The sequence below is a fragment of the Kitasatospora sp. McL0602 genome, from assembly GCF_052076145.1.
Taxonomy (GTDB): Bacteria; Actinomycetota; Actinomycetes; order Streptomycetales; family Streptomycetaceae; genus Kitasatospora.
Genome location: NZ_CP197246.1, coordinates 1,707,492 through 1,734,169 on the forward strand (window position 1 = coordinate 1,707,492; position 26,678 = coordinate 1,734,169).

At 73.4% G+C, this 26,678-nt stretch carries 24 protein-coding genes and 1 riboswitch; of the genes, 11 read left to right on the top strand and 13 right to left on the bottom strand.

Features of this window, described 5'->3' with window-relative positions:
• Position 1 precedes the first annotated feature (1 nt).
• Together ACR68M_RS07880 and ACR68M_RS07885 are read left to right on the top strand one after the other, a co-directional pair.
• A complete protein-coding gene (locus ACR68M_RS07880; RefSeq protein WP_441249718.1) occupies positions 2-694 on the top strand; it encodes a phosphatidylserine decarboxylase in 693 nt (230 codons plus the stop codon).
• A complete protein-coding gene (locus tag ACR68M_RS07885; protein ID WP_441249719.1) occupies positions 681-1,559 on the top strand; it encodes a CDP-alcohol phosphatidyltransferase family protein in 879 nt (292 codons plus the stop codon). The genes ACR68M_RS07880 and ACR68M_RS07885 overlap by 14 nt, the downstream gene beginning before the upstream one ends.
• A 168-nt stretch (positions 1,560-1,727) precedes the next feature.
• Here ACR68M_RS07885 and ACR68M_RS07890 read toward each other — a convergent pair whose 3' ends face one another.
• From ACR68M_RS07890 to ACR68M_RS07900, 3 genes are all read right to left on the bottom strand, one after another.
• Positions 1,728-3,236 carry a hypothetical protein gene (locus tag ACR68M_RS07890; RefSeq protein WP_441249720.1) on the bottom strand — a complete coding sequence of 503 codons (1,509 nt, stop codon included), beginning with the start codon at positions 3,234-3,236 and terminating at the stop codon, positions 1,728-1,730.
• 168 nt (positions 3,237-3,404) lie between these two features.
• A complete protein-coding gene (locus tag ACR68M_RS07895; RefSeq protein WP_441249721.1) occupies positions 3,405-4,517 on the bottom strand; it encodes an alpha/beta hydrolase in 1,113 nt (370 codons plus the stop codon).
• Between the two features lie 156 nt (positions 4,518-4,673).
• Entirely contained in the window at positions 4,674-5,369 is a 696-nt protein-coding gene (locus tag ACR68M_RS07900) for a helix-turn-helix domain-containing protein (protein ID WP_441249722.1), read from the bottom strand.
• A 233-nt stretch (positions 5,370-5,602) separates the two neighbouring features.
• Positions 5,603-5,744: riboswitch (cobalamin riboswitch) on the top strand.
• 97 nt (positions 5,745-5,841) lie between these two features.
• On the opposite strand from ACR68M_RS07900, the gene ACR68M_RS07905 reads away from it, so the two are divergent.
• The 5 genes from ACR68M_RS07905 to ACR68M_RS07925 are packed head-to-tail and all read left to right on the top strand — an operon-like array spanning position 5,842 to position 12,363.
• Positions 5,842-6,783 carry a cobalamin biosynthesis protein gene (locus ACR68M_RS07905; RefSeq protein WP_441249723.1) on the top strand — a complete coding sequence of 314 codons (942 nt, stop codon included), beginning with the start codon at positions 5,842-5,844 and terminating at the stop codon, positions 6,781-6,783.
• Entirely contained in the window at positions 6,780-8,318 is a 1,539-nt protein-coding gene (locus ACR68M_RS07910) for a cobyric acid synthase (protein ID WP_441249724.1), read from the top strand. The genes ACR68M_RS07905 and ACR68M_RS07910 overlap by 4 nt, the downstream gene beginning before the upstream one ends.
• Before the next feature lie 6 nt (positions 8,319-8,324).
• Positions 8,325-10,382: a putative cobaltochelatase gene (locus ACR68M_RS07915; protein WP_441249725.1), complete on the top strand. Its 2,058-nt coding sequence runs from the start codon at positions 8,325-8,327 to the stop codon at positions 10,380-10,382.
• Positions 10,383-10,385: 3 nt separating this feature from the next.
• On the top strand, positions 10,386-10,991 hold the full coding sequence (gene cobO, locus ACR68M_RS07920) for a cob(I)yrinic acid a,c-diamide adenosyltransferase (protein ID WP_441249726.1): 606 nt from the start codon (positions 10,386-10,388) through the stop codon (positions 10,989-10,991).
• 13 nt (positions 10,992-11,004) lie between these two features.
• Positions 11,005-12,363 carry a cobyrinate a,c-diamide synthase gene (locus tag ACR68M_RS07925; protein ID WP_441249727.1) on the top strand — a complete coding sequence of 453 codons (1,359 nt, stop codon included), beginning with the start codon at positions 11,005-11,007 and terminating at the stop codon, positions 12,361-12,363.
• Between the two features lie 105 nt (positions 12,364-12,468).
• Here ACR68M_RS07925 and ACR68M_RS07930 read toward each other — a convergent pair whose 3' ends face one another.
• The 5 genes from ACR68M_RS07930 to ACR68M_RS07950 are packed head-to-tail and all read right to left on the bottom strand — an operon-like array spanning position 12,469 to position 17,464.
• Complete coding sequence (locus ACR68M_RS07930) at positions 12,469-13,230, bottom strand: ABC transporter ATP-binding protein (RefSeq protein WP_441249728.1); 762 nt, start codon at positions 13,228-13,230, stop codon at positions 12,469-12,471.
• Positions 13,227-14,039, bottom strand: a complete 813-nt coding sequence (locus tag ACR68M_RS07935; RefSeq protein WP_441249729.1) for an ABC transporter ATP-binding protein — start codon at positions 14,037-14,039, stop codon at positions 13,227-13,229. Before ACR68M_RS07935 ends, ACR68M_RS07930 begins: the two co-directional genes overlap by 4 nt.
• Complete coding sequence (locus ACR68M_RS07940) at positions 14,036-15,346, bottom strand: branched-chain amino acid ABC transporter permease (protein ID WP_441249730.1); 1,311 nt, start codon at positions 15,344-15,346, stop codon at positions 14,036-14,038. The genes ACR68M_RS07935 and ACR68M_RS07940 overlap by 4 nt, the downstream gene beginning before the upstream one ends.
• Entirely contained in the window at positions 15,343-16,263 is a 921-nt protein-coding gene (locus ACR68M_RS07945; RefSeq protein ID WP_441249731.1) for a branched-chain amino acid ABC transporter permease, read from the bottom strand. Before ACR68M_RS07945 ends, ACR68M_RS07940 begins: the two co-directional genes overlap by 4 nt.
• A gap of 31 nt (positions 16,264-16,294) precedes the next feature.
• The gene (locus ACR68M_RS07950; protein ID WP_441249732.1) at positions 16,295-17,464 is read right to left on the bottom strand and encodes a branched-chain amino acid ABC transporter substrate-binding protein; all 1,170 of its coding nucleotides are present in this window, start codon (positions 17,462-17,464) and stop codon (positions 16,295-16,297) included.
• A gap of 223 nt (positions 17,465-17,687) precedes the next feature.
• Here ACR68M_RS07950 and ACR68M_RS07955 point away from each other — a divergent pair, with 223 nt between their 5' ends.
• Positions 17,688-18,452 (top strand): metallophosphoesterase family protein, encoded by a 765-nt coding sequence (locus ACR68M_RS07955; protein ID WP_441249733.1) that lies wholly within the window; start codon positions 17,688-17,690, stop codon positions 18,450-18,452.
• 35 nt (positions 18,453-18,487) lie between these two features.
• Positions 18,488-18,982: an OsmC family protein gene (locus ACR68M_RS07960; protein WP_441249734.1), complete on the top strand. Its 495-nt coding sequence runs from the start codon at positions 18,488-18,490 to the stop codon at positions 18,980-18,982.
• Here the strand turns inward: ACR68M_RS07960 and ACR68M_RS07965 are convergent.
• The 3 genes from ACR68M_RS07965 to ACR68M_RS07975 form a co-directional block, all read right to left on the bottom strand.
• Positions 18,970-19,992: a TolB family protein gene (locus ACR68M_RS07965; RefSeq protein WP_441249735.1), complete on the bottom strand. Its 1,023-nt coding sequence runs from the start codon at positions 19,990-19,992 to the stop codon at positions 18,970-18,972. The genes ACR68M_RS07960 and ACR68M_RS07965 overlap by 13 nt on opposite strands.
• Positions 19,993-20,012: 20 nt before the next feature.
• The gene (locus tag ACR68M_RS07970; RefSeq protein WP_441249736.1) at positions 20,013-21,284 is read right to left on the bottom strand and encodes an MFS transporter; all 1,272 of its coding nucleotides are present in this window, start codon (positions 21,282-21,284) and stop codon (positions 20,013-20,015) included.
• A gap of 193 nt (positions 21,285-21,477) precedes the next feature.
• A complete protein-coding gene (locus tag ACR68M_RS07975; RefSeq protein WP_441249737.1) occupies positions 21,478-22,365 on the bottom strand; it encodes an alkaline phosphatase family protein in 888 nt (295 codons plus the stop codon).
• Between the two features lie 272 nt (positions 22,366-22,637).
• On the opposite strand from ACR68M_RS07975, the gene cobC reads away from it, so the two are divergent.
• Positions 22,638-24,059: an Rv2231c family pyridoxal phosphate-dependent protein CobC gene (cobC, locus tag ACR68M_RS07980; RefSeq protein WP_441249738.1), complete on the top strand. Its 1,422-nt coding sequence runs from the start codon at positions 22,638-22,640 to the stop codon at positions 24,057-24,059.
• Between the two features lie 20 nt (positions 24,060-24,079).
• Here the strand turns inward: cobC and ACR68M_RS07985 are convergent, their stop codons facing one another.
• Positions 24,080-24,733: an HAD family hydrolase gene (locus ACR68M_RS07985; RefSeq protein ID WP_441249739.1), complete on the bottom strand. Its 654-nt coding sequence runs from the start codon at positions 24,731-24,733 to the stop codon at positions 24,080-24,082.
• 100 nt (positions 24,734-24,833) lie between these two features.
• Between ACR68M_RS07985 and ACR68M_RS07990 the strand changes: the two genes are divergently transcribed.
• A complete protein-coding gene (locus ACR68M_RS07990; RefSeq protein WP_441249740.1) occupies positions 24,834-25,547 on the top strand; it encodes a class I SAM-dependent methyltransferase in 714 nt (237 codons plus the stop codon).
• Here the strand turns inward: ACR68M_RS07990 and ACR68M_RS07995 are convergent, their stop codons facing one another.
• The gene (locus ACR68M_RS07995; protein ID WP_441249741.1) at positions 25,548-26,669 is read right to left on the bottom strand and encodes a M48 family metalloprotease; all 1,122 of its coding nucleotides are present in this window, start codon (positions 26,667-26,669) and stop codon (positions 25,548-25,550) included.
• Positions 26,670-26,678: the final 9 nt, after the last annotated feature.

Here is a 26,678-nt window from a genome sequence, read left to right on the forward strand (position 1 = left end):
GATGCCCATCAGCCCGTCCCCTCACACCTCCGTTCCGGCCGGCGATGCCCTCGCCGCCCCGGTCGATGGTCGGCGTCCGCGCGTGACCATCGCCCGCGGAGCCACTCCCTGGTTCGTGCCGACCCTGGCCACCGCCGCGATCACCACCGCCCTCACCCGGCGCAGCGGCAAGTGGGCCCTGGCGGCCGTACCGGCCTGTGCGCTGAGCGCGGGCATGCTGTGGTTCTTCCGTGACCCAGAGCGTGAGATCGGCGCCGGCAGAGTCATCTCGCCCGCCGACGGCGTGGTGCAGAGCATCGACGCCTGGCCGGACGGCCGCACCCGCGTCGCGATCTTCATGAGCCCGCTCAACGTGCACGTCAACCGCGCGCCGCTGCCCGGCACCGTGACGTCCGTCGAGCACATCGCCGGTGGCTTCGTCCCGGCGTTCAACAAGGACAGCGACCGCAACGAGCGCGTCGTGTGGCACTTCGACACCGAGCTCGGCGACATCGAGATGGTGCAGATCGCGGGGGCCGTGGCCCGCCGCATCGTGCCGTACATGGACGCCGGCACCAAGGTCGAGCAGGGCGAGCGGGTCGGCCTGATCCGCTTCGGCTCGCGCGTCGACACCTACCTGCCGGCCGGCGTCGAGGTCGGCGTCGAGGTCGGCCAGAAGACCACTGCCGGGGTGACGCGCCTTGACCGTGACTGATCCTGAGACGCTGGTCGGCCTCGGAGACGACGAGGAGACGGATCTCCGTCGCCGCCGCTGGGCGCGCGACCGCGAGCTGCGCGCTCCGCGTTCGCCCCAGCACCTCTCCACCGCCGACTTCCTGACCCTGGGGAACGCCGTCTGCGGCTTCCTGGCGATCTACTCGATCACCACCGGGGTCCTGATGCCGCACCTCACCGGCGAGGCCAGCGCGCCGAACCGCAACAGCGCCGCCACCGCCGTGACGCTGCTGCTGATCGGCTCGATGTGCGACCTCTTCGACGGGCTGGTGGCGCGCAAGCTGCGCTCCTCCGCCCTCGGTGCCGAGCTGGACAACCTGGCCGACCTGATCAGCTTCGGCATCGCGCCGGCCTACTTCGTCGCGGTCTGGGGCATCGTCTCTCCCGACAGCAACCAGCAGCTCTCCGCCTTCATCGCGATCACCGTACTGCTGGCCGTCGTGCTGCGACTGGCCCGCTTCTCGGCCGTGAAGATGCGGCCCGGGGTCTTCCAGGGCATGCCCTGCCCGATGGGCGCCATGACGGTGATCGCCATCGTGCTGCTCGACCCGCCGATGCTGGTCGGCCTCGCGATGATCTTCGGTGTCGCGTACCTGATGGTCAGCCGGATCGAGTACCCCAAGCCTCAGGGCATCCTCGCCACCGCGACCCTCTGCTGGATCGTCGTCAGCATCGGCTGCCTCGCGGCCTGGGCGGCCGGCCTGCCCGGCGGCGACACCCTGATGCACATCGGCGCGATCGCCCAGATCACGCTCGCCGCGATGGCCCCCCTTCTGGTCATCCGCCGCAAGGTCGGCCAGAAGGTCGGCGACGTCCGCGCCCGCCGCGCGGAGTCCCGCAACTGACGTCGCACCGAGCAGAAGGGCCCCGATCCAGAACCTTGGATCGGGGCCCTTTCGCGTAGGCAGTTGGCGAACCACCGCAGGGGCGCGAGGAACTGCGAGATCAACCGTGCACCGCCATCACTCCCGTTTCGCGCAGTTCCCCGCGCCCCTAGGGGCTGGCCGGGTGCGTCAAGCCCCTCCGCCGCGGTGGACGCTGAACGCGCTGCGCCGAGCCGCGCGAGCGACTGCCGGGTCCGGGTGGACCGAGGCGACGGCGGTCAGGACGGAGGCGGCGCGGGGGTGGCCCGACTGGCGGGCGCGGTTGAAGAGGCGGACGGGCTCGCCGGCGGAGGCGCCCTCGACGTGGCCGACCAGCAGTGAGGTCTCTCCGTGGTCGAGGACAGCGGCGGCGGTGTCGACCCAGAGCCAGGCGGCGTCCTCCGCCGTGAGCACGTCGGAGGGCGAGACGCCGACCTCGTCGGACTGCTCGGCCAGCCAGAGCAGCGCGTACGGCCGCAGAACCGGTTCGTCCACCGCCGCCCGGACGGCCTGCTCGGCCGTGCCCCCGGCGACCCGGAGGGCCTCGAAGGCGAGACCCCGCCGCAGCGCGTCCTCGCCCTGGGCGGCGTCCAACAGCTCGGCGACCGCGCGGTCGGCGGGCCGAGCGGCGACCCAGGCGCGGTACTCGGCGCGGGCCGGGCCGGGCGAGTACCGGGCGCAGGCGTCGAGGAGTTCGAGGGCGCTCTGCTCGATGTGCCCGGCCGCGGTCTGCGCGACCGTGCAGATCTCCTCCAGCTTCGCGCGCACGGCCCAGTGCCCGAGCGGGGAGAGTTCGGCGGCCTCGTCCCGGCGGACGACGGCGCCGACGGCGGTGAGGCCGTCGAGCATCCAGTCCAGTACGGCCGCGACGTCCGAGGGCGCGGGCGGGGTGTCGATCTGCGGCTCGCGGCAGGTGCCGCGCACGGCGGAGACGGCGGAGGCGGCGTGCGGGACGGGCGAGAGCAGCGCTCCGCCGGCCCCCGCGCCGTGGCGGCGCTCGTCCAGGCCCCGGCGGAGCAGTTCGAGCAGTTCACTGTCGGGGACGAGCCCGTCCACCAGGTGCAGGAAGGAGAGCAGCTGCGGGGCCTGGTCGACGGCCTGTCCGGCCAGCACCGCGAAGACGCCGCGCAGGGCGGCGGGCGGCACGGGCGCGAGCAGCGTCCAGGCGTCGAACAGGGCGGACCAGCCACGGACGACGGCCTCGTCGTCGTGCTCCCAGGCGTGCAGCCGCCAGCCGGGAGCGGCGCCGCCGTCGCGCGCCTCGACCAGCCCGACGACCAGTGCCTGGCCCCAGGCCCTGGCAGCGGCGCCGACGGTCATGGCAAGGGCCCGGCCGGCCGCGCGGGCGTCCTCGGGGAGGAGCTCGCCGCGCTTGTCGACGTGCTCCAGCTCGCCCGCCCAGCGGGCGATCCTGACGGCGTCGGCGAGCATCCGGCGGGCCAGCGGTGCCAGTTCGGCGGGGGCGGGGAAGCCGTCGGGCACCGGCGTCCGGCCGCGTCCGGGCTTGGCGGCGGGCGTGCGGCGGCGAGCCGAGGCGGGATCGGCCGGGCGGGCGCCGTCGGCACGGCGGACCGCACCGGGCAGACGGGTCACCGTCGCACCGGGGCCGATCGTCGGCGGGAGCGGGGCATCACGGTCGCGCGGGTTCCGAGACGTCACGCCGTGCAGTCTTCCCCGTGCACGGGCCTTCTGTCACATCCGGTTCGTTGCATCTTTCGGCAGTTGCCGCCGAGCCTCGGCCGAGATCGGGCAACCTGCCGCAAACCGGGCCAGGCTCCCCCTCATTTGTGGCATGTCCGCAACACGACTCGCCCAGTGGCGAACGCCTCAGAGCAGGGGTGTGAGCCAGCGGCGGAGGGTCTCCGTATAGGTGTCCGGGCCGGCGTTCCAGAGGGCCGCGTGGTCGGCCCCCCGGACGGCCTGGAGGCTGACCACGTCCGGGCGGAGCTCGGCGAGGCGCTCGGCCGCCGCCCAGGGCGCCAGGGTGTCCGCGGGGCTGTGCAGGAGCAGCGTCGGCACGTGCAGGTCGGCGCCGGAGGCGAGGCGGGCGAAGTCGGCGAGGTCGACCTTGGTCCGCCCTTCGGCGGCCAGCGCGCCGAGCGAGGCGAGCGGCGCCGGGACACCGGTGCGGACGGCACCCCGCCGCACCGTCGCGGGCCAGTCGAGGACGGGCGAGTCCAGCACCAGCCCGCAGATCTTCTCCCGCCAGGCCGAGCGCGCGGCGGTCTGGAGCGCGATGGTCGCCCCCAGCGACCAGCCGTACAGGATGACCCGCCCGGCGCCGCTGTCCAGCGCGAGGCGGACGGCCGCCTCGACGTCCCGCCACTCCGTCTCGCCGAAGTGCCCGAGCCCGTCCGGGGAGGCGGGGGCGTCCTCGTCACCCCGGTAGGTGACGGTGAGGGTGGGCAGCTGGAGCGAGCCGAGGACGGGGAGCACCGGCAGCGCCTGCGAGCGGTCCGCGCCGGGGCCGTGGACGAGCACCACCCAGGTGCCGCGCACGCCGGGCGTGTACCAGGCGGGCAGCTGGCCGAGCTCACCCTCGGCGGCCGTCTCGCTGAACGGCAGCGCGAGCGCGGACATCGGGTCACCGACGTACACCCGGGGGGTGATCCGCAGCTCGGTGCCGACCTCCAGCGTGCCGCTGCCCGCTCGCTCCAGGCGGCGCGTCACGGTCTGCACGTCCGTCCCCAGGATCTCGCCGACCACCGCGTGGCCGCCCGTCCCCCACTCCAGCGCGTACCGCCCGGGGCGGGCCGTCTCCGGCGTACGCGTCAGGGCCACCCGCCCGGCGGCCAGGCCGTGCACCCGCAGCACCGTGCTGGGCGCCGGCCGGGCGCCGGGGCGGACGGTCTGCTCGGAGACCCGGCGGCCGAGCAGCAGGACCGCCGCTCCCGTCCCGACGGCAGCGGCGGCGGTGATCGTGGCGGTCTGCCAGCGCATGGCACTCCCCGGGTGTGACAGGTGGGCGGTTCGGTGCTTCCCAGTCCACTACCGCGCCCGACCCCCTGCCAGCGGGGGGCGCCCGTCCGTGGGGCTCACATACTGGGGCGTTGACCACCAGGGGCGCGGGGAACCGGCGGCACAGAGTCCCCTGCGTCAGACCGGGATGTCCGTGTGGTGCTGGGAGAGCAGCTCCCAGAAGCGTTGGGCCAGCGGGACGGTGGGGGTCTGGTCGGCGGCGGGGGTGGAGGTGCCCCAGTGCATGGGGACCTGGTAGTCGGCCTGGAGGGCGGCCAGGACGACGGAGAGGACCTCGCGGGGGACGGGGACGAGGCGGGCGACGGGCTTCAGCTGGCCCTGCCAGCGGCCGTCCACGCAGCTGCGCAGCAGCTTGTCGAGCTCGTCCTGACGGCTGGTCACGTACAGCAGGGCCCGCAGGCTCATGCCGAGGGTGTGGGCGAGGGCGTGGGACTGGTCGGCGTCGCCCGTCCACCTGCCGCCGGCCTCGACCTTCTCGTAGGCGGCGGCGGAGATGCCGATCCGCTGGGCGGCCTGCTCCGGGCTGAGCTCCCGGGCGACGCGGAAGTCGCGGAGGGTGCCGGGGTGAGTGCCCATCAGCTGGGCGGGCGGGCACCAGAGGGCGCGGGCCAGCGCGATGAACTCCTCCTCGGTGGGGCGCAGCTCGCCGCTCTCCCAGCCGATCACGTGCGAGGGCAGCAGCCGGACGCCGTGTGCGGCCATGCCCTCGGCCACCTGCCCCGGGGTGAGGCCCAGGCCGGCGCGGTGGGCGCGGGCGGCAGCCGGGGAGAAGGGCACGGGGGTGGGGGCAGGATTGGGCGGTCTGCGTCGCATTCAAGTGACCGTACGGGGGCGATTCGGCCGTCTCACACCCGCTGAAGACACGAACCCCGACGGCCGGGCCCGAGCGGGAGTTGGTGGATCGTACAGCGGGCAGGCCGTGAGAGGCCGCCCTACTCGGAGGTAATGACGGACCGTCGACGCGCAGTGAGGCTACGCGGGTAGTGCCGCCTGTGAGCAAGCCCTCCGGAGTCGTTTGTTGACTCCCGGTCGAACGGCGTGGTGGGATCTTTCAGCCGAACGGAGGCAAGGAGAGGAAGCCGGTGCGAATCCGGCGCGGTCCCGCCACTGTCACCGGGGAGCCGACGGACGAGAGTCCACGGGCGACCTCGGGAGCCAGGAGACTCTCGCCTTCGGTACGTCGATCCAGGGCGCGGACCCTGAGTGAGGACACGCACGCCATGCAGGCTGCCCCGGTCGCGAGCCGACCGCCGACCGACCGAGCCTTCGCTGCGCCGTGCGCGCGTTGAGGCGGGGTTCCGCCTTCGCGATCGGCAGTGTCCTCGGGTATCTGGCCGACGCCCGGTACGCCGACCCGCGCCGTGGCCACCCCGTCGCCGTCTTCGGCTCGGCCGCCGGGCGCCTGGAGCGTGCGCTCTGGCGTGACCACCGGGGCGCCGGAGCGCTGCACACCACCGCCTGCGTGGGCGCCGTCGCGGCCGGTGCCGTGCTCGCCGAGCGCACCCTCGGGCGGGCCTGGGCCGGGCGGGCCGCGCTGGCCGCCGCCGCGACCTGGACGGTGCTCGGCGGCACCTCGCTGACCCGGGAGGCCCGGACCATCGGCGGGCACCTGACGGCCGGTCGGCTCGACGCGGCGCGCGAGCGCCTGCCGCACCTGTGCGGGCGCGACCCGAGCGGCCTGGACGAGGCGCAGATCGCCCGCGCCGTGGTCGAGTCGGTCGCCGAGAACACCGCCGACGCCGTGGTCAACGCCCTGGTGTGGGGGGCGGTGGCCGGTGCGCCCGGCCTGCTCGCCTTCCGGGCCGTCAACACGCTGGACGCGATGGTCGGCCACCACTCGGAGCGCTACCGCCGGTTCGGCTGGGCCGCCGCCCGGCTGGACGACGTCGCGGGCTGGCCCGGCGCCCGGCTGACCGCCCTGCTGACCGTCGCCGCGGCGCCCGCACCCCGTACCGCGTGGCAGGTCTGGCGGCGGGACGGCTCCTCGCACCCGAGCCCCAACGCCGGGCAGGCCGAATCCAGCTTCGCCGGGGCACTCGGCGTGCGCCTCGGCGGCACCCTCGCGTACGGCACCCGGGTCGAGCACCGGCCGGTGCTGGGGGCCGAGCTGCGGCCGGTGGCCGTCGACGACATCGAGCGGGCCTGCGTACTGTCACGCCGGGTCGGGGTGCTGGCACTTGCGGTCACCGCCGCTGCCGGACTGCTGAGGAAGAGGGGTGGGGCATGAGCGGCGCGCTGTTGGTGGCGGGGACGACCTCGGATGCCGGGAAGAGCGTGGTGACGGCGGGGATCTGCCGTTGGCTGGCCCGGCAGGGGGTGCGGGTGGCGCCGTTCAAGGCGCAGAACATGTCGCTGAACTCCTTCGTCACGGCCGACGGCGCCGAGATCGGCCGCGCCCAGGCGATGCAGGCCGCCGCCGCCCGGGTCGAGCCCGAGGCGGCGATGAACCCGGTGCTGCTCAAGCCCGGCGCCGACGGCCGCAGCCAGGTCGTGCTGCTCGGGAAGGCCGTGGCCGAGGTCGGCGCGCTGGACTACCGCGAGCGCAAGCCCGTCCTGCTGGAGCGCTCGCTGGAGTGCCTGGCGGATCTGCGCAGCCGGTTCGAGGTGGTGGTCTGCGAGGGCGCGGGCTCGCCCGCCGAGATCAACCTGCGGGACCGCGACATCGCCAACATGGGCCTGGCCGTGGCCGCCGCGCTGCCGGTGGTGGTGGTCGGCGACATCGACCGGGGCGGGGTCTTCGCCGCGATGTACGGGACGCTGGCGCTGCTCTCCGCCGAGGACCAGCGGCACGTGGCCGGCTGGTTCGTCAACAAGTTCCGGGGCGACGCCCGGCTGCTGGCCCCCGGGCTGGACATGCTGCACGCGCTGACGGGCCGTCCGGTGCTCGGCACGCTGCCGATGCTCTCCGGCCTCTGGCTGGACGCGGAGGACTCGCTCGACCTCACCACGGTCGTCGAGCGCGGCGACGTGCGCGGGCCGGTCGGGGCGGACGTGCTGCGGGTGGCCGTGGTGCGGCTGCCGAGGCTCTCCAACTTCACCGACCTGGACGCGCTGGCGCAGGAGCCCGGCGTACTCGTCCGCTGGGCGACCCGGTCGGAGGAGCTGGCCGACGCCGACCTGGTGATCCTGCCCGGCTCCCGGGCGACGGTGGCGGACCTGGCCTGGCTGCGCGAGCGCGGGCTCGAAGGGCCGCTGCGGGCGCGGGCGGCCGAGGGGCGGCCGGTGCTCGGGGTCTGCGGCGGGTACCAGATGCTCGGCCGGGAGATCGTCGACGAGGTCGAGTCCAAGGTCGGCACGGTGCCCGGCCTCGGGCTGCTGCCGACCCGGGTGGTCTTCGGCCGCGACAAGGTACTGGCCCGGCCGGTCGGCGAGGCGTACGGCGAGCGGGTCGACGGGTACGAGATCCACCACGGCGTGGTGACGGTCGAGGGGGGCGAGGTGTTCATCTCTGATGACCATGGACGCAGCCTGGACGGTTGCCGGGTCGGGGCGGTCTGGGGGACGACCTGGCACGGCGCGCTGGAGAACGACGGCTTCCGGCGGGCGCTGCTCCGGGAGGTCGCCGAGCTGGCGGGCCGGGCCTTCGTACCGGCGCCGGACACCTGCTTCGCGGCGGCCCGCGAGGAGCGGCTCGACCGGCTGGGGGATCTGATCGAGGAGCACGCCGACACCGACGCGCTGTGGAAGCTGATCGAGGGCGGGGTGCCCGCCGACGGGCTGCCGTTCGTACCGCCGGGTGCGCCCCGGGCAATGGAGAGCTGAGAGCCGATGACTGACGTCCGATACCCGTTCACCGCGATCGTCGGCATGGCCGACCTGCGGCTCGGGCTGCTGCTCAACGCGGTCTCCCCCGCCGTCGGCGGGGTGCTGGTGCGCGGCGAGAAGGGCACGGCAAAGTCGACCATGGTCCGCGCGCTCGCCGGGCTGCTGCCCTCGATCGCGACCGTGCCCGACTGCCGCTTCGCCTGCGACCCGGCCTCGCCGGACCCGCAGTGCCCGGACGGCCTGCACGCGCCCGAGGGGGTCGACCGGCCGGCGTACCTGGTCGAGCTGCCGGTCGGCGTCTCCGAGGACCGGATCGTCGGCTCGCTCGACCTGGAGCGAGCGCTCGCCGAGGGCGTCAAGGCGTACGAGCCCGGCCTGCTGGCGAAGGCGCACCGGGGCGTGCTCTACATCGACGAGGTCAACCTGCTCCAGGACCACGTCGTCGACCTGCTGCTGGACGCCGCCGCGATGGGCCGCTCGTACGTCGAGCGCGAGGGCGTCTCGGTGCGGCACGCGGCGCGCTTCCTGCTGGTCGGCACGATGAACCCGGAGGAGGGCGAGCTGCGGCCGCAGCTGCTGGACCGCTTCGGGCTGACGGTGGAGATCGCCGCGACCCGCGACCCGGCCGAGCGCGCCGAGGTGGTGCGGCGGCGGCTCGCGTACGACGCCGACCCGGCCGCGTTCGCCGACCGGTTCGGCGCCGAGGAGCAGCAGCTCGCCGAACGGATCGTCACGGCACGGGAGTTGCTGCCCGAGGTCGAGCTGACGGATGTGGCGCTGCGTCAGATCACCGCCGTGTGCGCGGCGTTCGAGGTGGACGGGCTGCGCGCCGACATCGTGATGGCCCGCGCCGCTGTCGCGCTGGCGGCCTGGGACGGGCGGACGGAGGTGCAGGAGGAGGACGTCCGCAAGGCCGCTCAGCTGGCCCTGCCGCACCGGCGCCGCCGCAACCCCTTCGACGCGCCGGGCCTGGACGAGGAGCAGCTCGACCGGACGCTGGAGGAGACCTCGGGGCCTGAGGAAGGCGCGGAGCCGGAGGAGGGCCCGGAGGACGACGGCCCCGGGCCGGACGGTGACGGGCCGGACGGCGGCGGCCCGGACGGTGGCGGTGCTCCCGAGCCGAGCGGTGACGCGCCGGACGGGGACGCGGCTTCGGACGCGCCCGCCGAGGAGCCCGGTGGGGCGGTGCCGCCGCAGCAGGGCGGCGCGTCCAAGGCTCCGGTGGCCTCCGCCGGGGAGCCGTACCGGACGAAGCTGTTCAAGGTGCCCGGCACCGGGAAGGGCGCCCAGGGGCGCCGCTCCCCCGCCGAGACGGACGGCGGGCACACCATCCGGTCGCGTCGGCCGCAGGGCCACCTGAGCCGGCTGCACCTGAGCGCCACGCTCCAGGCCGCCGCGCCGCACCAGGCCGCCCGGGGGCGGGACTCGCGGGCGCTGGTGCTGCGCAAGGACGACTTCCGGGAGCAGGTGCGGCAGGGCCGCGAGTCCAACCTCGTGCTGTTCCTGGTGGACGCCTCCGGCTCGATGGCGGCCCGGCAGCGGATGACCGCCGTCAAGGGCGCCGTGATGTCGCTGCTGATGGATGCCTACCAGCGGCGCGACAAGATCGGCATGATCACCTTCCGGGGCGCGGGCGCCGAGCTGGCCCTGCCGCCGACCTCCTCCGTCGAGGTCGGGGCCGCCCGGCTGGAGCAGCTGCCGACGGGCGGCCGGACGCCGCTGGCGGCCGGGCTGCTGCGGGCGCACGAGGTGCTGCGGGTGGAGCGGATGCGCGACCCGCACCGCCGCCCACTGCTGGTGGTCGTCACCGACGGCCGGGCGACCGGCGGCCGCGACGCCCTCGCCAGGGCCGGGCAGGCCGCCGGGCTGCTCGCCGGGCAGGGCCTGGCGAGTGTCGTGCTGGACTGCGAGGCCGGGCCGGTGCGGCTCGGCCTGGCCCGTACACTGGCGGGCCAACTCGGCGGCACCGCAGTGACATTGGACGAGCTGCGCGCCGAGGGCGTCGCGGCACTGGTGCACGCGCACCGATCTGTTGCCCACTTTGACCGAAAGGCAGCCTGAGCCATGCCGAAGGGCATCCCCGAGTCCGTCCCCGACGACGGCCTGACGACCCGTCAGCGTCGCACGCTGCCGATCACCGCCGTGCACACCGGCCCCGGCAAGGGCAAGTCGACCGCCGCCTTCGGGATGGCGCTGCGGGCCTGGAACCAGGGCTGGCCGGTCGGGGTGTTCCAGTTCGTGAAGTCCGCGAAGTGGAAGGTCGGCGAGGAGAACGCGCTGCGCGTGCTCGGCGCGTCCGGCGAGGGCGGCAGCGTCGCCTGGCACAAGATGGGCGAGGGCTGGTCCTGGGTGCAGCGCTCCACCGAGATGGAGGTCTCCAGCGAGGAGGCGGCCAAGGAGGGCTGGGAGCAGGTCAAGCGCGACCTCGCGGCCGAGACCTACCGCTTCTACGTACTGGACGAGTTCACCTACCCGATGCACTGGGGCTGGGTCGACGTCGAGGAGGTGGTCTCGGTGCTGCGGGACCGTCCGGGCAGCCAGCACGTGGTGATCACCGGCCGCTACGCCAAGGAGCCGCTGACCGACTTCGCCGACCTCGTCACCGAGATGACGAAGGTCAAGCACCCCATGGACGCGGGCCGCAAGGGCCAGCGCGGTATCGAGTGGTAGGCCTGGTCCGTCCTTGAACATCCCCCGCATCGTCATCGCCGCGCCCTCCTCGGGCGCGGGCAAGACCACCGTCGCCACCGGCCTGATGGCCGCGCTGACCGCGCGCGGCCTGACCGTGTCGCCGCACAAGGTCGGCCCGGACTACATCGACCCGGGCTACCACGGCCTCGCCGCCGGGCGGCCCGGACGCAACCTCGACGCCTTCATGTGCTCGCCGGAGCGCGTCGCGCCGCTCTTCGCGCACGGCGCGGCAGGGGCCGATGTCGCGGTGGTCGAAGGCGTGATGGGGCTGTTCGACGGCGCCGCCGGGCGGGGCGAGCTGGCCTCGACGGCGCACGTCGCCAAGCTGCTGCGCGCGCCGGTGGTGCTGGTGGTCGACGCCTCCTCGCAGTCGCGCTCGGTGGCCGCGCTGGTGCACGGCTTCGCCTCCTGGGATCCGGAGGTCCGGCTCGCCGGGGTCATCCTCAACCGGGTCGCCTCCGACCGGCACGAGCAACTCCTGCGCGAGGCACTGGAGGAGGGCTCCGGCGTGCCGGTGCTCGGCTCCGTCCGGCGGACGGCCGCCGTGGCCACCCCGTCGCGCCACCTCGGGCTGATCCCCGCCGTCGAGCGCTCGGCGGACGCCCTGCGGGCCGTCCGGGACATGGGCGAACTCGTCGGCGCCTCGGTCGACCTGGACGCGGTGATGGCACTCGCGCGGAGCGCTCCACCGCTGCACGCCGACGCGTGGTCGGCGGCGGAGGAGGTCACCGTCGTCCCCGGACGGCCCCGGATCGCGCTGGCCTCCGGGGCGGCGTTCTCGTTCTCGTACGCGGAGAACGCGGAGCTGCTGACGGCCGCCGGGGCGGAGGTCGTCCCCTTCGACCCGCTGCACGACGAGGAACTGCCGGGCGAGGTCTCGGGGTTGGTGGTCGGCGGGGGCTTCCCGGAGATGTACGTCTCCGAGCTGAGCGCGAACGCGCGACTGCGGGCTTCGGTGGCGGCGCTGGCCGCCGCCGGGGCTCCGGTGAGCGCCGAGTGCGCCGGGTTGCTGTACCTGGGGCGGGAGTTGGACGGTGCGGCGATGTGCGGCGTGCTCGACACCTCGGCCCGGATGACCCCCCGGCTCACCCTCGGCTACCGCGAGGCCGTCGCCCTCGGCGACAGCATCCTCGCCCCGGCCGGCACCCGCGTCCGGGGCCACGAGTTCCACCGTACGGTCTGCGAGCCGGGCGCCGGCGCCCAGCCCGCCTGGGGCTGGCGCGGGGCGGCCGGGCCGCAGACCGAGGGCTTCGTCGCGGGCTCGGTCCACGCCTCCTACCTGCACCTGCACTGGGCAGGGGCACCCCAGCTCGCCGAACGACTGGTCCGCAGCGCAGCCAACTTCACGTAAGCGGTTGGCTCCAGGGGGCGCGGGGCACTGCGCGAAACGGGAGTGACGGCGCTGCACGGTTGATCGCGCAGTTCCCCGCGCCCCTGAGGTGGTTGCTCTGAGCCGTCAGGCCCCTTCTCCGAGGTAGGCCTCGCGGATGCGGGGGTCGTGGAGGAGATCGGCGGCCGGGCCGTGCATGCGGATCTCGCCGGTCTCCAGGACGTAGCCCCGGTGGGCCAGCTTCAGGGCCTGGGCGGCGTTCTGTTCGACCAGCAGGACGGTGGTGCCCTGGGTGTTGATCTCGCGGATGATCTCGAAGAGCTGGGCGACGATGATCGGCGCGAGGCCCATCGACGGCTCGTCGAGGAGCAGCAGTTCGGGGCGTCCCATCAGGGCGCGGCCGATGGCGAGCATCTGCTGTTCGCCGCCGGAGAGGGTGCCGGCGATCTGGCGGCGGCGTTCGGCGAGCCGGGGGAAGAGCGTGAGGACGCGGTCGAGGTCGACGTGGTCGGCCTTGCCGAAGCGGTAGGCGCCCATCCGGAGGTTCTCCAGGACGGTCATCTCGGCGAAGACCCGGCGGCCCTCGGGCGAGTGGCCGATGCCTAGGCCGACGACCTGGTGAGCGGGCACGCCGTCGATCCGCTGCCCGCCGAAGCGGACCTCGCCCGAGGCGGGCCTGAGCAGGCCGGAGATCGTCCGCAGGGTGGTCGACTTGCCCGCGCCGTTGGCGCCGAGCAGGGCGACGACCTCGCCCCGGCGGACGGTCACGTCGATGCCCTTGAGGGCGGCGATCGCGCCGTAGCTGACGTGCAGCCCGGCCAGCTCCAGCATGGCGGGGGCGGTCGTGGTGGGTGCGGGGGCGAGCTGGGGCTCCGTCACGCTGGTCATGAGTGGTCTCCCTCTTCGGCGCCGAGGTACGCCTCGATGACGGCCGGGTCGCGCTGGACCTCGGCGGGGGTGCCCTCGGCGATCACCCGGCCGAAGTTGAGCACCACGACGCGGTCGGCGACCGACATGACGAGCCGCATGTCGTGCTCGATCAGCAGCACGCCGACGCCGAGTTCACGGTTGATCTGCCTGATCAGCTCGGTGAGTTCGAGCTTCTCGGTCGGGTTGGTGCCCGCTGCCGGTTCGTCCAGCAGGACGACGCGCGGGTCGGTCGCCAGGGCGCGGGCGATCTCCAGGCGTCGCTGGTCGCCGTACGAGAGTGAGCCGGCCGGTTCGTCCAGTCGGGCGCCGAGGCCGACGAACTCCAGCAGTTCACGGGCTCGTTGGCTGCTCTCGCGCTCCGCGCGGCGGGCGTGCGGGAGGCCGAGGGCGATGCCGAGCGGGCCGGTGCGCTGCCGGGTCTGGGCGGCGACCTGGACGTTCTCCAGGGCGCTGAGGGCCCCGAAGAGCCGGATGTTCTGGAAGGTCCGGGCGACACCGAGCCGGTTCACCAAGTGCGGTTTACGGCCGAGCAGTTCGTGTTCGCCACCGGCGGGGTCGCGGAAGGTGACGCGGCCCTCCTGCGGGCGGTAGACGCCGGTGAGGGAGTTGAAGAGCGAGGTCTTGCCGGCGCCGTTCGGCCCGATCACGGCGAGCACCTCGCCGCCGCGCATCCGCAGCGAGACCTCGGAGAGCGAGGTGAGGCCGCCGAAGCGCAGCGTCAGGGCCTCGGCCTCGAGTACGGCGGTGTCCTGCTGGAGCGTGTTCACCGGGTGCCTCCCGAGGTGCGCCGCTTGGCGGGCAGCAGGCCCTGCGGACGGTAGATCATCATGACCACCAGCAGCGCGCCCAGGTACATGAAGCGGTCCTTCTGGTCGACCACATCCTTGAGCGCGTGCGGCAGCCAGGCCAGCAGCCCGGCGCCGATCAGCACACCGGGGATGGAGCCCATGCCGCCGAAGATGACGTACGCCAGCACCAGCACCGAGTAGAGCAGCGGGAAGTTCTCGGGGTTGATGAAGCCGACCTTGCTGGCGTAGACCACCCCGGCGGCGCCGGAGGTGGAGGCGCCGATGGCGAAGGCCATCAGCTTGTAGCGGACGGTGTCGACGCCGTGGGCGGCGGCGGCCACCTCGTCCTCGCGGATCGCGACCCAGGTGCGGCCGACCTTGGAGTGCTCGAGTCGGCGCAGCACCAGCACGATCAGCACGATCAGGGCGACCAGCAGCCACCAGTAGTCCAGCGGGTCGAGCTTCCACCGGTAGTGGACGGGCCCGAGGTCGATCGAGAAGTGCGGGATGCCGAAGGCGCCGAGCGAGCCGTTGGTGAGGCCGTCGGAGTTCTTGGCGACGAGGTAGATGACCTCGTGGAAGCCGAGCGTGACGATCGCCAGGTAGTCGCCGCGCAGGCGCAGCGTCGGCCCGCCGAGGAGTACTCCGGCGACCAGGCAGGTGGCCATCGCGACCGGGATGACCAGGAAGGGGTTGAGGTGGAAGGGCGGTTGGACGGGCAGGTGACCCGTCCAGAAGGCGGCGCTGTACCCGCCGATGGCGAAGAAGGCGACGAAGCCGAGGTCGAGCAGCCCGGCCCAGCCGATCACCACGTTGAGCCCGAGGGCGAGCAGGATGTAGATGCCGACCCAGTCGACCAGCACCTGGTTGGTGGCCCGACTGAGCGTGAGCGGTACGAAGATCAGCAGAGCCAGCACCGCCAGCGCGCCGACGAGCCGTACGCCGCGCCGCTCGGCGGCCCAGCCCTGCGCCACGCCCTTGGCGCGGACTGCCGGTCGGGTCAGCCGCTGGACGGCCGCGCGGACGGGCGCGCCCGTCTCGGCGAGCACCCAGGCGACCACGGCCAGGCCCAGGCAGGCCCAGAGGCGGCTGCTCGTGAGGCTGCCGCGCAGCGAGTACAGGAGGTCCTTCCCGCTGCCCTGCTCGCCCGTCATCACGGTGAGCAGCACCCCGAGGGCGAGCAGCGAGCCGAGTCGGCGCCAGCGCGGCTGCTGGTGCCGGCGCACCCGGCGGAGCTTCGCCACGGGGACGGCGGCGGTCGGCCGCCGGTCGATCACGGCACTCATGCGGCCCTCCCGAGCTTCACGCCGAGGATGCCCGTCGGGCGGAACATCAGGACGGCGACGAGCACGACGAAGGCCGCCGCGTAGCGCCACTCCTCGCCGAAGATCGGCACGTCGAAGTTCTCCACCAGGCCGAGCAGCAGGCCGCCGACCATCGCACCCCGGACCGAGCCGACGCCGCCGAGGACGGCCGCCGCGAAGGCGGTGATGCCCGGGTTGAAACCCATCGTGAACGAGACCTGGGTGTTGAGACCGAAGAGGAACCCGGCCACGCCGCCCATCAGACCGCCGATCAGGAAGGTCCGCGAGATCACCCGGTCGGTGTCGACACCCATCAGGCTGGCCGTCTCGGCGTCCTGGGCCAGGGCCCGGATGCCGGCCCCGAGGCGGGTCCGGTTCACCAGCAGGTCGAGCCCGGCCATCATGGCCAACGCGCAGCCGAGCAACAGCAGTTGGGTGATGGTGACGCGCGCTCCGAAGACCGTGAAAAGCACGTTGTTCTCGTACAGGCGGGGCATCGGCAGCGGGTCGCGGCCGAAGAGCTTGCCCGCCAGGTTGTAGAGGAAGAAGGAGGCGCCGATGGCACTGATCAGGAAGATCAGCTTGGGTGCCCCGCGCCGCCGCAGCGGCCGGTAGGCCACCTTCTCCAGTCCGTAGGCGGTGGCGCCGCCGACCAGGGCGGCCACCACCAGTCCGACGATCACCAGCCCGACCGAGACCAGCGCGGACGGGTGGGCGGGGGTGATCGCGGTCAGCACGATCAGGCTGCCGAACCCCCCGAGCATGAAGACCTCGCTGTGGGCGAAGTTGATCAGCTGCAGGACGCCGTAGACCAGGGTGTAGCCGATGGCGATCACCGAGTACAGGGCGCCCAGGGCTATCCCGGGGACGAGGTAGTCCCAGAATTCGTTCAGCGACATCGTGCGACTCCTTCCAACCTCCCTCGCCGGATCAGCCGTTGGCGAGCGTGTTGATGTCGCCCTGGTAGGTGATCTTTCCGTTCTCGACCTGGTAGAGGAAGGCGGCCTTGTCCGGGAACTCGCCCTTCTCGTCGAAGTGGAAGCGCTTGGTCAGGCCCTTGTAGTCGGCTTTCTTGGCCGCCGCGAGCAGGCTCTCCCGGGTCGCCGAGGTGCCGAGCGTCCTCAACTGCTCGATGACCAGGTTGGCGGCGTCGAAGGACTCGGCCGAGTAGGTGCCCGGGTCGACCTTGAAGGCCGCGCGGTAGTCCTCGGTGAACTTCTTGATGCCGGGCTCGACCGTCGGGTCGACGCACGGGCAGGTCAGCAGCCAGCCCTCGGAGGCGGCGCCGGCCAGCTCGACGAACTTCTTGTCGTTGGTGCCGTCGCTGGCGATCTTCGGCTTGTCGAAGCCCGCCTCCTTGAGCTTCTTGGCGAACGGTGCGGCGTCGGCGTAGAAGCCGGCGTAGATCAGCGCGTCGGCACCGGAGTTCTTCGCCTCGGTCGCGACGGCGGTGTAGTCCGGGGTCTTCTGCGGGACGCCCTCGCGGACGACCTGCACGCCGTCCTTCTTGAGGTCCGCCTCGGCGACAGCGGCCAGGCCGACGCCGTACTCGGTCTTGTCGTCGACCAGGAAGACCTTCTTGGCCTTGAGCTTCTTGGCGTAGTACGCGGCCATGCCGCCGCCCTGCGCGTTGTCGTTCGGGATGCCGCGCAGGAAGGAGGTGAAGCCGAGCGTGGTCAGCGACGGGCTGCTCGCCGAGGAGGTCAGCGCCAGCAGGCCGGCCTGCGAGTAGAGCTGCCCGGCCGCCTTGGTCGGCGCCGAGAATGCCGGGCCGATGGTCGCGATGACCTTCTCGTCGTCGATGATCTTCTGCGCGGCGGCCGGGGCCTGGTCGGCGCTGCCGGTGTCGTCACCGGCCACGTACTCCAGCGTGAACGGCAGGTCACCCTTGGCGTTCGCCTGCTGGATCGCCAGCTTGACGCCGTTCTCCATGTGCACGCCGAGCGCCGAGTTCTCCCCCGTCAGCGGGCCCTCGTACGCGATCCGGAAGAGCTTCTTCCCGTCGGCCGAGGCCTCGTCGCCGCCCTTCGAGCAGCCGGTCAGCGCCAGCACGCCGACGATCAGCGGCGCGGCAGTCTGCAGAAGTCGTTTGCGCAGCACGGAAGTTCCCCCTCGGGCACGGATGATCAGGAGTCGAGACGCGGAGCGGCAGCACCGGCGATGAGCTACGGCACCCGGCAGCCGCCGTGACTCTAGCCAGCCCCCCCTCACCCGCGAGAGCGCCTCCCCCGGCCTATGTCACCTCCGCCACGGCCCGCACCAGCGCATCAGCGGACGGTGAACAGCCGTGCTCCCCGGGCGGATCCGGTGCAGACTCGGACGCATGCCGAAGACTCTCGCCGTCCTGTCCGACGTCCACGGGGTGCTGCCCGCCCTCCTCGCGGTGCTGGCCGAGCCGGAGGTGGCAACCGCCGACCGCATCGTGCTGACCGGCGACATCGCCGCCGGGCCGCAGCCCGTCGAGGTGCTCGACCTGCTCGGCGGGCTCGGCGACCGGGTGGTCTGGGTCGGTGGCAACGCCGACCGCGAACTGGTCGAGTACCGGCGGGGGCTGCGCACCGAGCTACCGGACCCGATCTCCGCCTACGCGGCCGGGCAACTGCGGGAGGAGCAGGTCGAACTTCTCGCACAGCTGCCGAAGTCCGTCACCCTCCCGGTCGACGGCCTGGGCGAGGTGCTGTTCTGCCACGCCACCCCGCGTGACGACGAGGAGGTGGTGCTGGTCGACTCCCGGCTCGACCGCTGGGCCGAGGTCTTCGCGGGCCTGGACGAGCACATCGAGACGGTGGTCTGCGGGCACACCCACATGCCGTACACCCGGCTCGCGCACCGCCGGCTGGTCGTCAACCCCGGCAGCGTCGGCATGCCGTACGGCCGCAGCGGCGCGCACTGGGCCCTGCTCGGGCCCGGCGTCACGCTGCGCCGGACCATCCTCGATCCGGCGGCCGCTGTCGCCGCGCTGGTCGAGCAGTGCGCCTACCCGGGGATCGCCGAGTGGGCCGACTACTACCTCAACTCCCGGGCGGGCGACGCCGAAGCGCTCACAGCATTCGGGCCCCGGGACGGCCGGACGATCATCGAATCGTAGACTCGGCAGCACCGACGAGAGCTGGAGGAAGCACCATGGCGAAGCTCCACACGTACACCACGAAGGTCGTCTGGACCGGCAACACCGGTACGGGGACGAGCAGTTACCGCGACTACACCCGGGAGCACGAGATCTCCGGGGAGGGGCTGCCGGGCATCCCCGGGAGTTCGGACCCGGCGTTTCGGGGGGATCCGGCGCGGTGGAATCCGGAGCAGTTGCTGCTCGTGTCGGTGTCGCAGTGCCACATGCTCTCGTACCTGCACCTGTGTGCGGTGAACGGCGTGGTGGTCACCGCGTACACGGACGAGCCGGTCGGGACGATGACGGAGACGGCCGGGAGCGGGCAGTTCACCGAGGCGGTGCTGCACCCCCGGATCGAGGTCACGGAGGAGGCGATGGTGGAGCGGGCAGTGGCGCTGCACCACGACGCGCACAAGGTGTGCTTCATCGCCAACTCCGTCAACTTCCCGGTGCGGCACGAGCCGCAGGTGACGGTGAAGACGAGCAGCGCGGGTAGTCAGCCCAGGTAGGCGGGGGCCACGGCGGCGCCGGTCAGCTTGCGGGCCGCGCCGCTGCCTTCGGCCGGGACGGTCCACAGGTCGGCGCCGTAGTCGCCGGGGAGGGCGTAGACCAGGGTGGAGGTGTCCGACCAGAGGGCCTGGTCGTCGATGTCGCGCTGCTCGGCGGTGGCCGTCTCGGTCATGGTGCGCAGGTCGAGCACGTAGAGCCGCCAGGGCGCGTCGGCGGGCAGGCCCGGCACCCGCTTCTTGTACGCGATGCGGGTGCCGTCCGGCGAGAGCGAGGGGCACTCGACGTTCTCGTGCAGGGTGGTCAGGGTGCGCGCGGCGATGTCGCCCTGCACGAGGTAGGTGTGGCCGCCGGTCGCCAGCGTCGCGTAGAAGCGGTTGTCGTCGGCGAAGGTGACGCCCCAGATGTTGGTGTCGTGCGCCTGGTACGGGTGGCCGTCCTTGATCACGGCGTACGTCTCCAGGTTGTCGTCCACCGCCCAGCTGCGGGTGTCCGCGATGGCCGTGCGGGTGGAGAAGTCGGTGCCCGAGTAGGAGTCACCGCTGACGAAGACCGTCCAGGCGACATGGTGGCCGGAGGGCGAGACCCGGGAGCGGGTCGGGATGCCGACCGCCGGGTAGCTGTGCAGTTCATGGAGGTTGGCGTCGAGCACGACGGCCCGGTAGGTGTCCTCCAGCGCGCCGTGAACCGCCTGGAGGCAGATGCCGGTGCCCGAAGCGGCATGGAAGCGCAGGCACTTGACGCCGGAGGCGGTACGCGGACCGTCCGGCTGCCCGGCCGGGACGGTGGCCAGTTCGTCGCGGTGCGGGCCCCAGGCCATGTTGCGGAAGACCAACTCCCGCCCCTGGGAGGCCTGGAGGGACACCTTCCCGGCCCGGACAGGGGGGCCGCCGGGCTGTTCCTGGTCCTTCTTGCCCGAGCGGTCGGCGGCGTGGAGCACCGCGCCGGTGCCGATGCCGCCGAGCACCAGGACGGCGACCAGCAGGACCAGTAGGCGGGTGGTGCGGTTCATACGGAGGTTCATACGGAGGTTCATGCGGCGACCTCGGAGGCGTTGCGGCGCAGCAGCGCCCAGGCCGCGACGGCGGCGGCGGCCATCGCGACGGCGGTGACGGTGAGTGCAGTGTGACCGCCCCAGAGGCTCCAGGCCGCGCCGAAGAGCAGCGAGCAACCGAAGCGGGCGAGCGCCTGTCCGGTGCCCACCAGGGCCAGCCCGGCGCCGACCTGGCCGGGCGGGGTGACATCGGCGGCGGCAGCGGCGAGCACGCCGTCGGTGGCGGCGTAGAACAGGCCGTGCAGCAGCAGGACGCCGAGCGCGACGGCGAACCCCGCCCCGCCCGCCGAGAGCACGACGCCGTAGGCGAGCAGCAGCACGCCGTGGCCGAGCAGGAAGAGCGTGCGGCGCCCGATCCGGTCGGCGAGCGCGCCGAGCGGCACCGCGAGCAGCAGGAAGGCGGCGGCGGTGCCGAGCGGCAGCAGCGGGAAGAGCCGCGTGGGCAGGTCGAGTTGGCGTTGCAGCAGCAGGTAGAGGAAGGCGTCGCTGACGGTGGTGAGGCCGAGCAGCACCGCGCAGAGCGTCAGCCGGCGCAGGGCGGGGAGCCGGAGCAGGGTCAGCGACTCGCTCAACTTCGGCTTCTCGGTGGCGGCTTCGGCGCGCGGCGGGCTCGGCACGAAGAGCAGCAGGACGAGCACGCCGAGGGCCGCGACGCAGCCGCTGACGGCGAAGACCGCGTCGTAGCCGTCGACGGCGGCGCGGAGCACGGCGAAGGCGAGCAGCGGGCCGAGCAGGGCGCCGGTGGTGTCCATCGCGCGGTGCACGCCGAAGGCCCGGCCCCGGTGTTCGGGGGTGGTGGCCAGCGAGATCATCGCGTCCCGGGGGGCGGTGCGCAGGCCCTTGCCGGTGCGGTCGACGGCGAGCACGCCACCGATCAGGGTGACGGAGTGCACGAGCAGCAGCAGCGGCTTGCAGAGGGCGGAGAGGCCGTACCCGAAGGCGGCGACGGCCTTGTGGCCGCGCCCGCCCCGGTCGGCGAGGTGGCCGCCGACCAGCCGGACGAGGGCGCCGACGCCGTTGTTGATGCCGTCCAGGACGCCGAATCCGAGCGGCGAGAGCCCCAGCCCGGCAACGACGTACAGCGGCAGCACGGCGCTGACCATCTCGGAGGAGACGTCGGTGATCAGGCTGACCGCGCCGAGGGCGAGCACGGTGCCGGGCACGGCGGCCCGGCGCCGGGCCGGGAGGTCGGCCGGGGCAGCGGGGGCGGCGGCGGTGGCTTTGCCGGCCCGGGAGTCCGCGAGGTACACGGCGTCAGCTCCGGACGCCGGTAGCGGCGGCAGCGCTGGGGACGGACGCCGGGGCGGTCGGGGTACGGCGGGCCGGTGCCTGGTGCGACGGCATGGCGGGTCCTCCGGTGGGTCGGGCCGGGTGGTGGCTCGGGCGGCCTGGGCTGCGCGGGCGGCACGGGCGGACGGGATGTCCGCCCGTGCCGGCGGGGCGTCAGTTCCAGATGCCGGTGATGTCCGAGGCGCTGGCGGCGTTGCCCGCGTGGCTGGTCAGGCCGGCCAGGTCCTCGTACGTGCGGAGCTGGTTGTAGTGGTTGTAGGTGGTGCTGGAGGTGCTGCCCGGCGTGACGTGCTGGCCGTACACGACGGTCGGGATCTTGTTGCCGGAGAGCTTGTTGTCCTCGTCGAAGGTGACGACCAGGATGCTGTTGTGGGTCTGCGCCCAGGTCGCGTAGGCGCCGAGGTTGTTCTTGATCCAGGTGTCACCGGTGGAGACCGAGCAGTCGTGCATGTCGCTGCACAGGTTCGGCACCACGAAGGAGACCTTCGGCAGGGTGGTGTAGTCGGTCGGGAACTGCGCGAAGGTGAAGGCGCTGGAGGTCGGCACGTTCTTGAAGCCGAACCACGGGTTGTGCTTCTGCGCGTAGTTGCCACTGCTGCAGGTGGTCGAACCCTGGCTCGGCAGCGACTCGTTGTAGCTGGCCCAGGTCTTGCCGGCGGCGATCAGCTCGGAGCCGAGGTTCGGCGCGGTCATCGAGCCGACGCTCACACAGCTGTCGTCGGTACGGCCCTGGGTGGAGCCGGAGAAGAGCGCGTAGTAGTTCGGCTCGCTCGGGTGCGTGGTGCCGAAGGAGTTGGTGAGGTTCGCACCGCCCGCCTTCAGCGTGTTGTTGATGTACGGCGCGCTGGAGCTGCCGATCACCTGCGAGTAGGCGTGGTTCTCCATCACCACGACCACCAGGTGGTCGGGCGTGGGCAGGCCGGTGACGGCCTCCGCGGCGGTGCCGGTGGCGGCCCAGATGCCGAGCGAGGCGGCGGCGAGACCGAGCGAGGCGGCAGCGGCGGTGAGCTTGCGGCGGGGGCGGCGGGCGGACTGCGTCATGACATACCTCCGGGGGCGGGGACGGCGAACGTGCGCGAGCGGAGCGCCAAAACGATAGGAGCGCGAGCCTGGACCGGACATCCCGCTACGGGTGAAGAACTGGCGAACGGCGGCTGCCGTTTTGGCAGTGTCCTGACAGGAGACGGTCATGTCCAGACATCTGTCCGCATCTTGTGACACTCCCGCCCCCCGCGGCTCCTGATTGACCTGGTCACCGGCCCCATGGTGGGATTCCCGGGCCGTGACCAGGGATTTTACGGAGGGAGCACCCGATGGTGGTGATCGGGGTCGGTGCCCGCCGTGGCGCCCCCGCAGGCGAGTTGCTCGCCCTCGTCGACGCCGCGCTCGCCTCCGCAGGCCTGACCAGGCACGACGTGCTGCGGCTGGCCACCCTCGACACCAAGACCACCGAACCCGCGCTGCTCGCCACCGCCGACGCCCTCGGCGTGCCGCTGGTCGGCCACCCCGCCGCGCTGCTCGCCGCCGTCGCCGTCCCGCACCCCTCCTCCGCCGCGCTGACCGCCGTCGGCACCCCGAGCGTCGCGGAGGCGGCCGCCCTGGCCGACGGCGGCGGCGCTCTGCTCGTCCCCAAGCTGGCCTCCGCACGGGCCACCGTCGCGATCGCCCGCCACCGCCCGTCAGGAGCCACCCCGATGCCGCACGAACCCGACCTCCGCCACCACGGCGACGCCGAAGTCCGCGCCGGAGGAACCGAGTTGGTCGACCTCGCGGTCAACGTACGGACCGGCACACCACCCGCCTGGCTGCGCGACCACCTCGCCGACACGCTCACCGGCCTCGCCGCCTACCCCGACGGCACCGCCGCCCGCGCCGCCGTCGCGGCCCGGCACGGGCGGCCCGCCCCGGAGGTGCTGCTCACCTCCGGTGCGGCGGAGGCGTTCGTGCTGCTCGCCCGCACGCTCCAGCCCCGGCACGCGGCCGTCGTGCACCCCCAGTTCACCGAGCCCGAGGCCGCCCTGCGGGACGCCGGACACCCCGTCCACCGCGTCCTCCTCACCCCCGGGGACGGCTTCCGGCTCGCCCCCGGAGCCGTCCCCGAGGAGGCCGACCTCGTCGTCGTCGGCAACCCCACCAACCCCACCTCCGTCGTCCACCCGGCCACCACGCTGGCAGCTCTCGCCCGCCCCGGCCGCACCCTGGTGATCGACGAGGCCTTCATCGACACCCTCCCCGGCGAGCGCGAGTCGCTCGCCTCGGCCCGTCAACTCCCGGGCGACGTCGTGGTGCTGCGCAGCCTCACCAAGACCTGGGGGCTGGCCGGGCTGCGGATCGGCTACGTGCTCGGCCCCGCCCCGCTGATCGCCGCCCTCGCCACCGCCCAGCCGCTCTGGCCCGTCTCCTCCCCCGCCCTCGCCGCCGCCATCGCCTGCAGCACCCCCGCCGCCCTCGCCGAGGCCGAGGCGGCCGCCGCGCTGAACGCCGCCCACCGCGACCACCTGCTGCGCGGCCTCGCCGCGACCCCCGGCGTCCGCGTCCACGGCACCCCCGCCGCGTCCTTCGTCCTGGTCGAACTCCCCGACGCGGCCCGCGTCCGCACCCGCCTGCGCACCGCCGGCTTCGCCGTCCGCCGGGGCGACACCTTCCCCGGCCTCGGCCCGGACTGGCTCCGCATCGCCGTCCGCGACCCGGCCACGACGGACCGCTTCCTCACCGCACTGGCCGAAGCCCGGTAGCCCTGTAGCCCTGTAGGGCTTTACCGGAGCCCCGCCAGCAGGCCCGGCAGCTGCCGCATGTCGGAGAAGACCACCGTGCCGGGCCCCGCCAGCCGCTCGGCCGGGGTCAACCCGCCGGCGTAGCCGAAGGAGCGCATGCCGGCCGCGCGGGCGGCCTCGACGCCGGGCCTGCTGTCCTCGACCACGGCGCAGGCCGCCGGGTCGACGCCCAGCTGCCGGGCGGCGTGGAGGAAGAGATCCGGGGCGGGCTTGCCGGCGGCGACCTCGCCGGCGCTGTAGATGCGGCCGGCGAAGCGGTCGTACAGACCGGTGCGGCCGAGCGTGTGCCGCATCTTCTCGTGCGAACCGCTGGAGGCGACGCAGCTGGGGAGGGTGATCGCGTCGAGGGCCTCGGGCAGGCCGTCGACAGGCTCCAGCCCGGCGTCGACCTCCTCCTCGTGCATCTTCACGAAGCGGTCCGACCAGAGGTCGGCCGTCTCCCGGCCGACCCTGGCGGTGATCTGCTCGCCGATGGACCGGCTGGACCGCCCGACGAAGTTCTCGATCACCTCGGCCTCGGTGAGCGGCCAGCCCAACTCGGCGCCCAGCGCGACGTGGACCCGCACGGCGATGCGTTCGCTGTCGACGAGCACGCCGTCGCAGTCGAATATCACGAGCTCCATTGGCTTGATCATCCCGACAGAATAGCCAGGCCCTCCGGGCTACGGCTTCCCGTATTCGGATGAGCGGCCACGGTAATCTGCAGCCGGTAGTGACCCACCGTGGGAGATCGCGATGACTCAGGCGAAGGTCGTTCAGGACAGCATCGGCTGGGACGTCGAGAGCTGGGCGAGATGCCTCCCGTTCTGGGAGCAGCACAGCTCACTGGGCCCGGGTGCGCGGTCCGCCCTGGAGGTCGGGGTCTCGGGGCAGCACGGAAACCTCTCGCTCTGGCTGGCCGCCAACGGGTTCCGGGTGGTGTGCTCCGGGGTCGAGCGGCCCTCGGCCGACGTGCGGAGCGTGCACGCCCGGTACGGCGTCGCCGACGCGATCACCTACGAGCAGGTCGACGTGCTCGACATTCCGTACACCGGAGCCTTCGACGTGGTCGTGTTCAAGTCGCTGCTCGGGGCCCTCGGGATGGCCGGCCCCGGCGCTGTCGAGCGGCAGCGGCGCGCCGTCCTGAACATGTACGGGGCGCTGAAGCCGGGCGGTGAGCTGTGGTTCGCGGAGAACGCGTGCGGGAGCAGGGTCCACGAGTTCCTCCACAATCGCTTCGGCTGGGGCCGGATGGGGTGGAGATACCTCTCGCTGAGCGAGGCCGACACGCTCCTGTCGGGCTTCGAGACCCTCGACCGGACAACGCTCGGGCTGCTCGGCGTGTTCGGCCGGTCGGAGCGGCAGCGGCGGGTGCTGGGCACCGCGGACCGGGTCCTGCTCGACCGCCTGGTGCCCGAGGGCTGGCGGTACGTCATCGTCGGCGTGGCCCGTAAGAGCGCGGGCGCCTGATCAGCTCCGCCAGGCTCGGGCCGCCGCGATCCTGCGGGTGGCGCTGGGGTGGGTGGCGAAGAGCAGCTCCAGCAGCCTGGGCGGGTCGACGTCGGAGATGTTGGTGACCGCGAGGCGGCGCTGCATCGCGATGAACTGGGCCGGGTCACCGGTGAGTTCGAGGGCGTGCCGGTCGGCCCGGGTCTCGATCCGGCGGCTGACGGCGCACTGCGCGGGGCCGCTGAGCGCACTGACCAGCGCCGCGCAGGCGGCCAGCAGCGGCAGCGAACGCGGGTCGGCGGCGTCCGCCGCGCCCGAGGCGTCCAGCAGCGGGCGGAGGGTGAGCAGCAGGCCGAGCAGGGCCACCGCCATCGCCGCTCCCAGCGCGCCGAGGGCGGTGCCGGTGAGCACGTCGCGGTGCTTCACGTGCCCGAGTTCGTGGGCCACGACGAGCTCCACCTCGGACGGCTCGGCCGTGCTCAGGAGGGTGTCGTACGCGACGATCCGCCGGGTGGCGCCGAAGCCGGAGACGTACGCGTTGAGGGCGGTGGTGCGGCGCGAGGCGTCGGCGACCAGGACGTCCCGGACGGCGACCCGGTCGCGTTCGGCGAGGCCGAGCAGGGCGCTGCGCTGCGGGCCGGGCGGCATGGGGGTGAAGCGGTTGAAGAGCGGTTCGACGAGCAGCGGGTACAGGAAGGAGAGCGCGACCAGCAGGACGGCGGCCGCCCCGGCGGCGGGGAGCCACCAGCGCTGCGGCGACCACGCGGTGAGCGCGTACAGCCCGTAGACCGCCGGGAGGCCGAGCAGCAGGCTGAGGCCGAGCCCGCGCAGCACGTCCACCGCCCAGCCGCCCCAGCCCTGCGTCACCAGCCCGTACCCGGCCCGGACGGACCGGACCCGTGCGCCGAACGGGAGTTGGAGCAGCTGCCCGAGCACCAGCAGCGCCGCCGCCCCGCCGAGCACCTCGGCCGTCCGCGACCCGCCGAACACCCCGCCGACCGCCGTGACCAGCCCGGCCCCCGCCGAGGTGAACCCGAGCACGGCCGTCAGCCCCAGCCCGGCCACCCGCCCGCCGAGCACCCAGGGCGCCTGCGCCCGCCGCAACGCCCGCCCACGGGCCACCTCTTCCGGCGTGAAGTCCATGGCCCAACC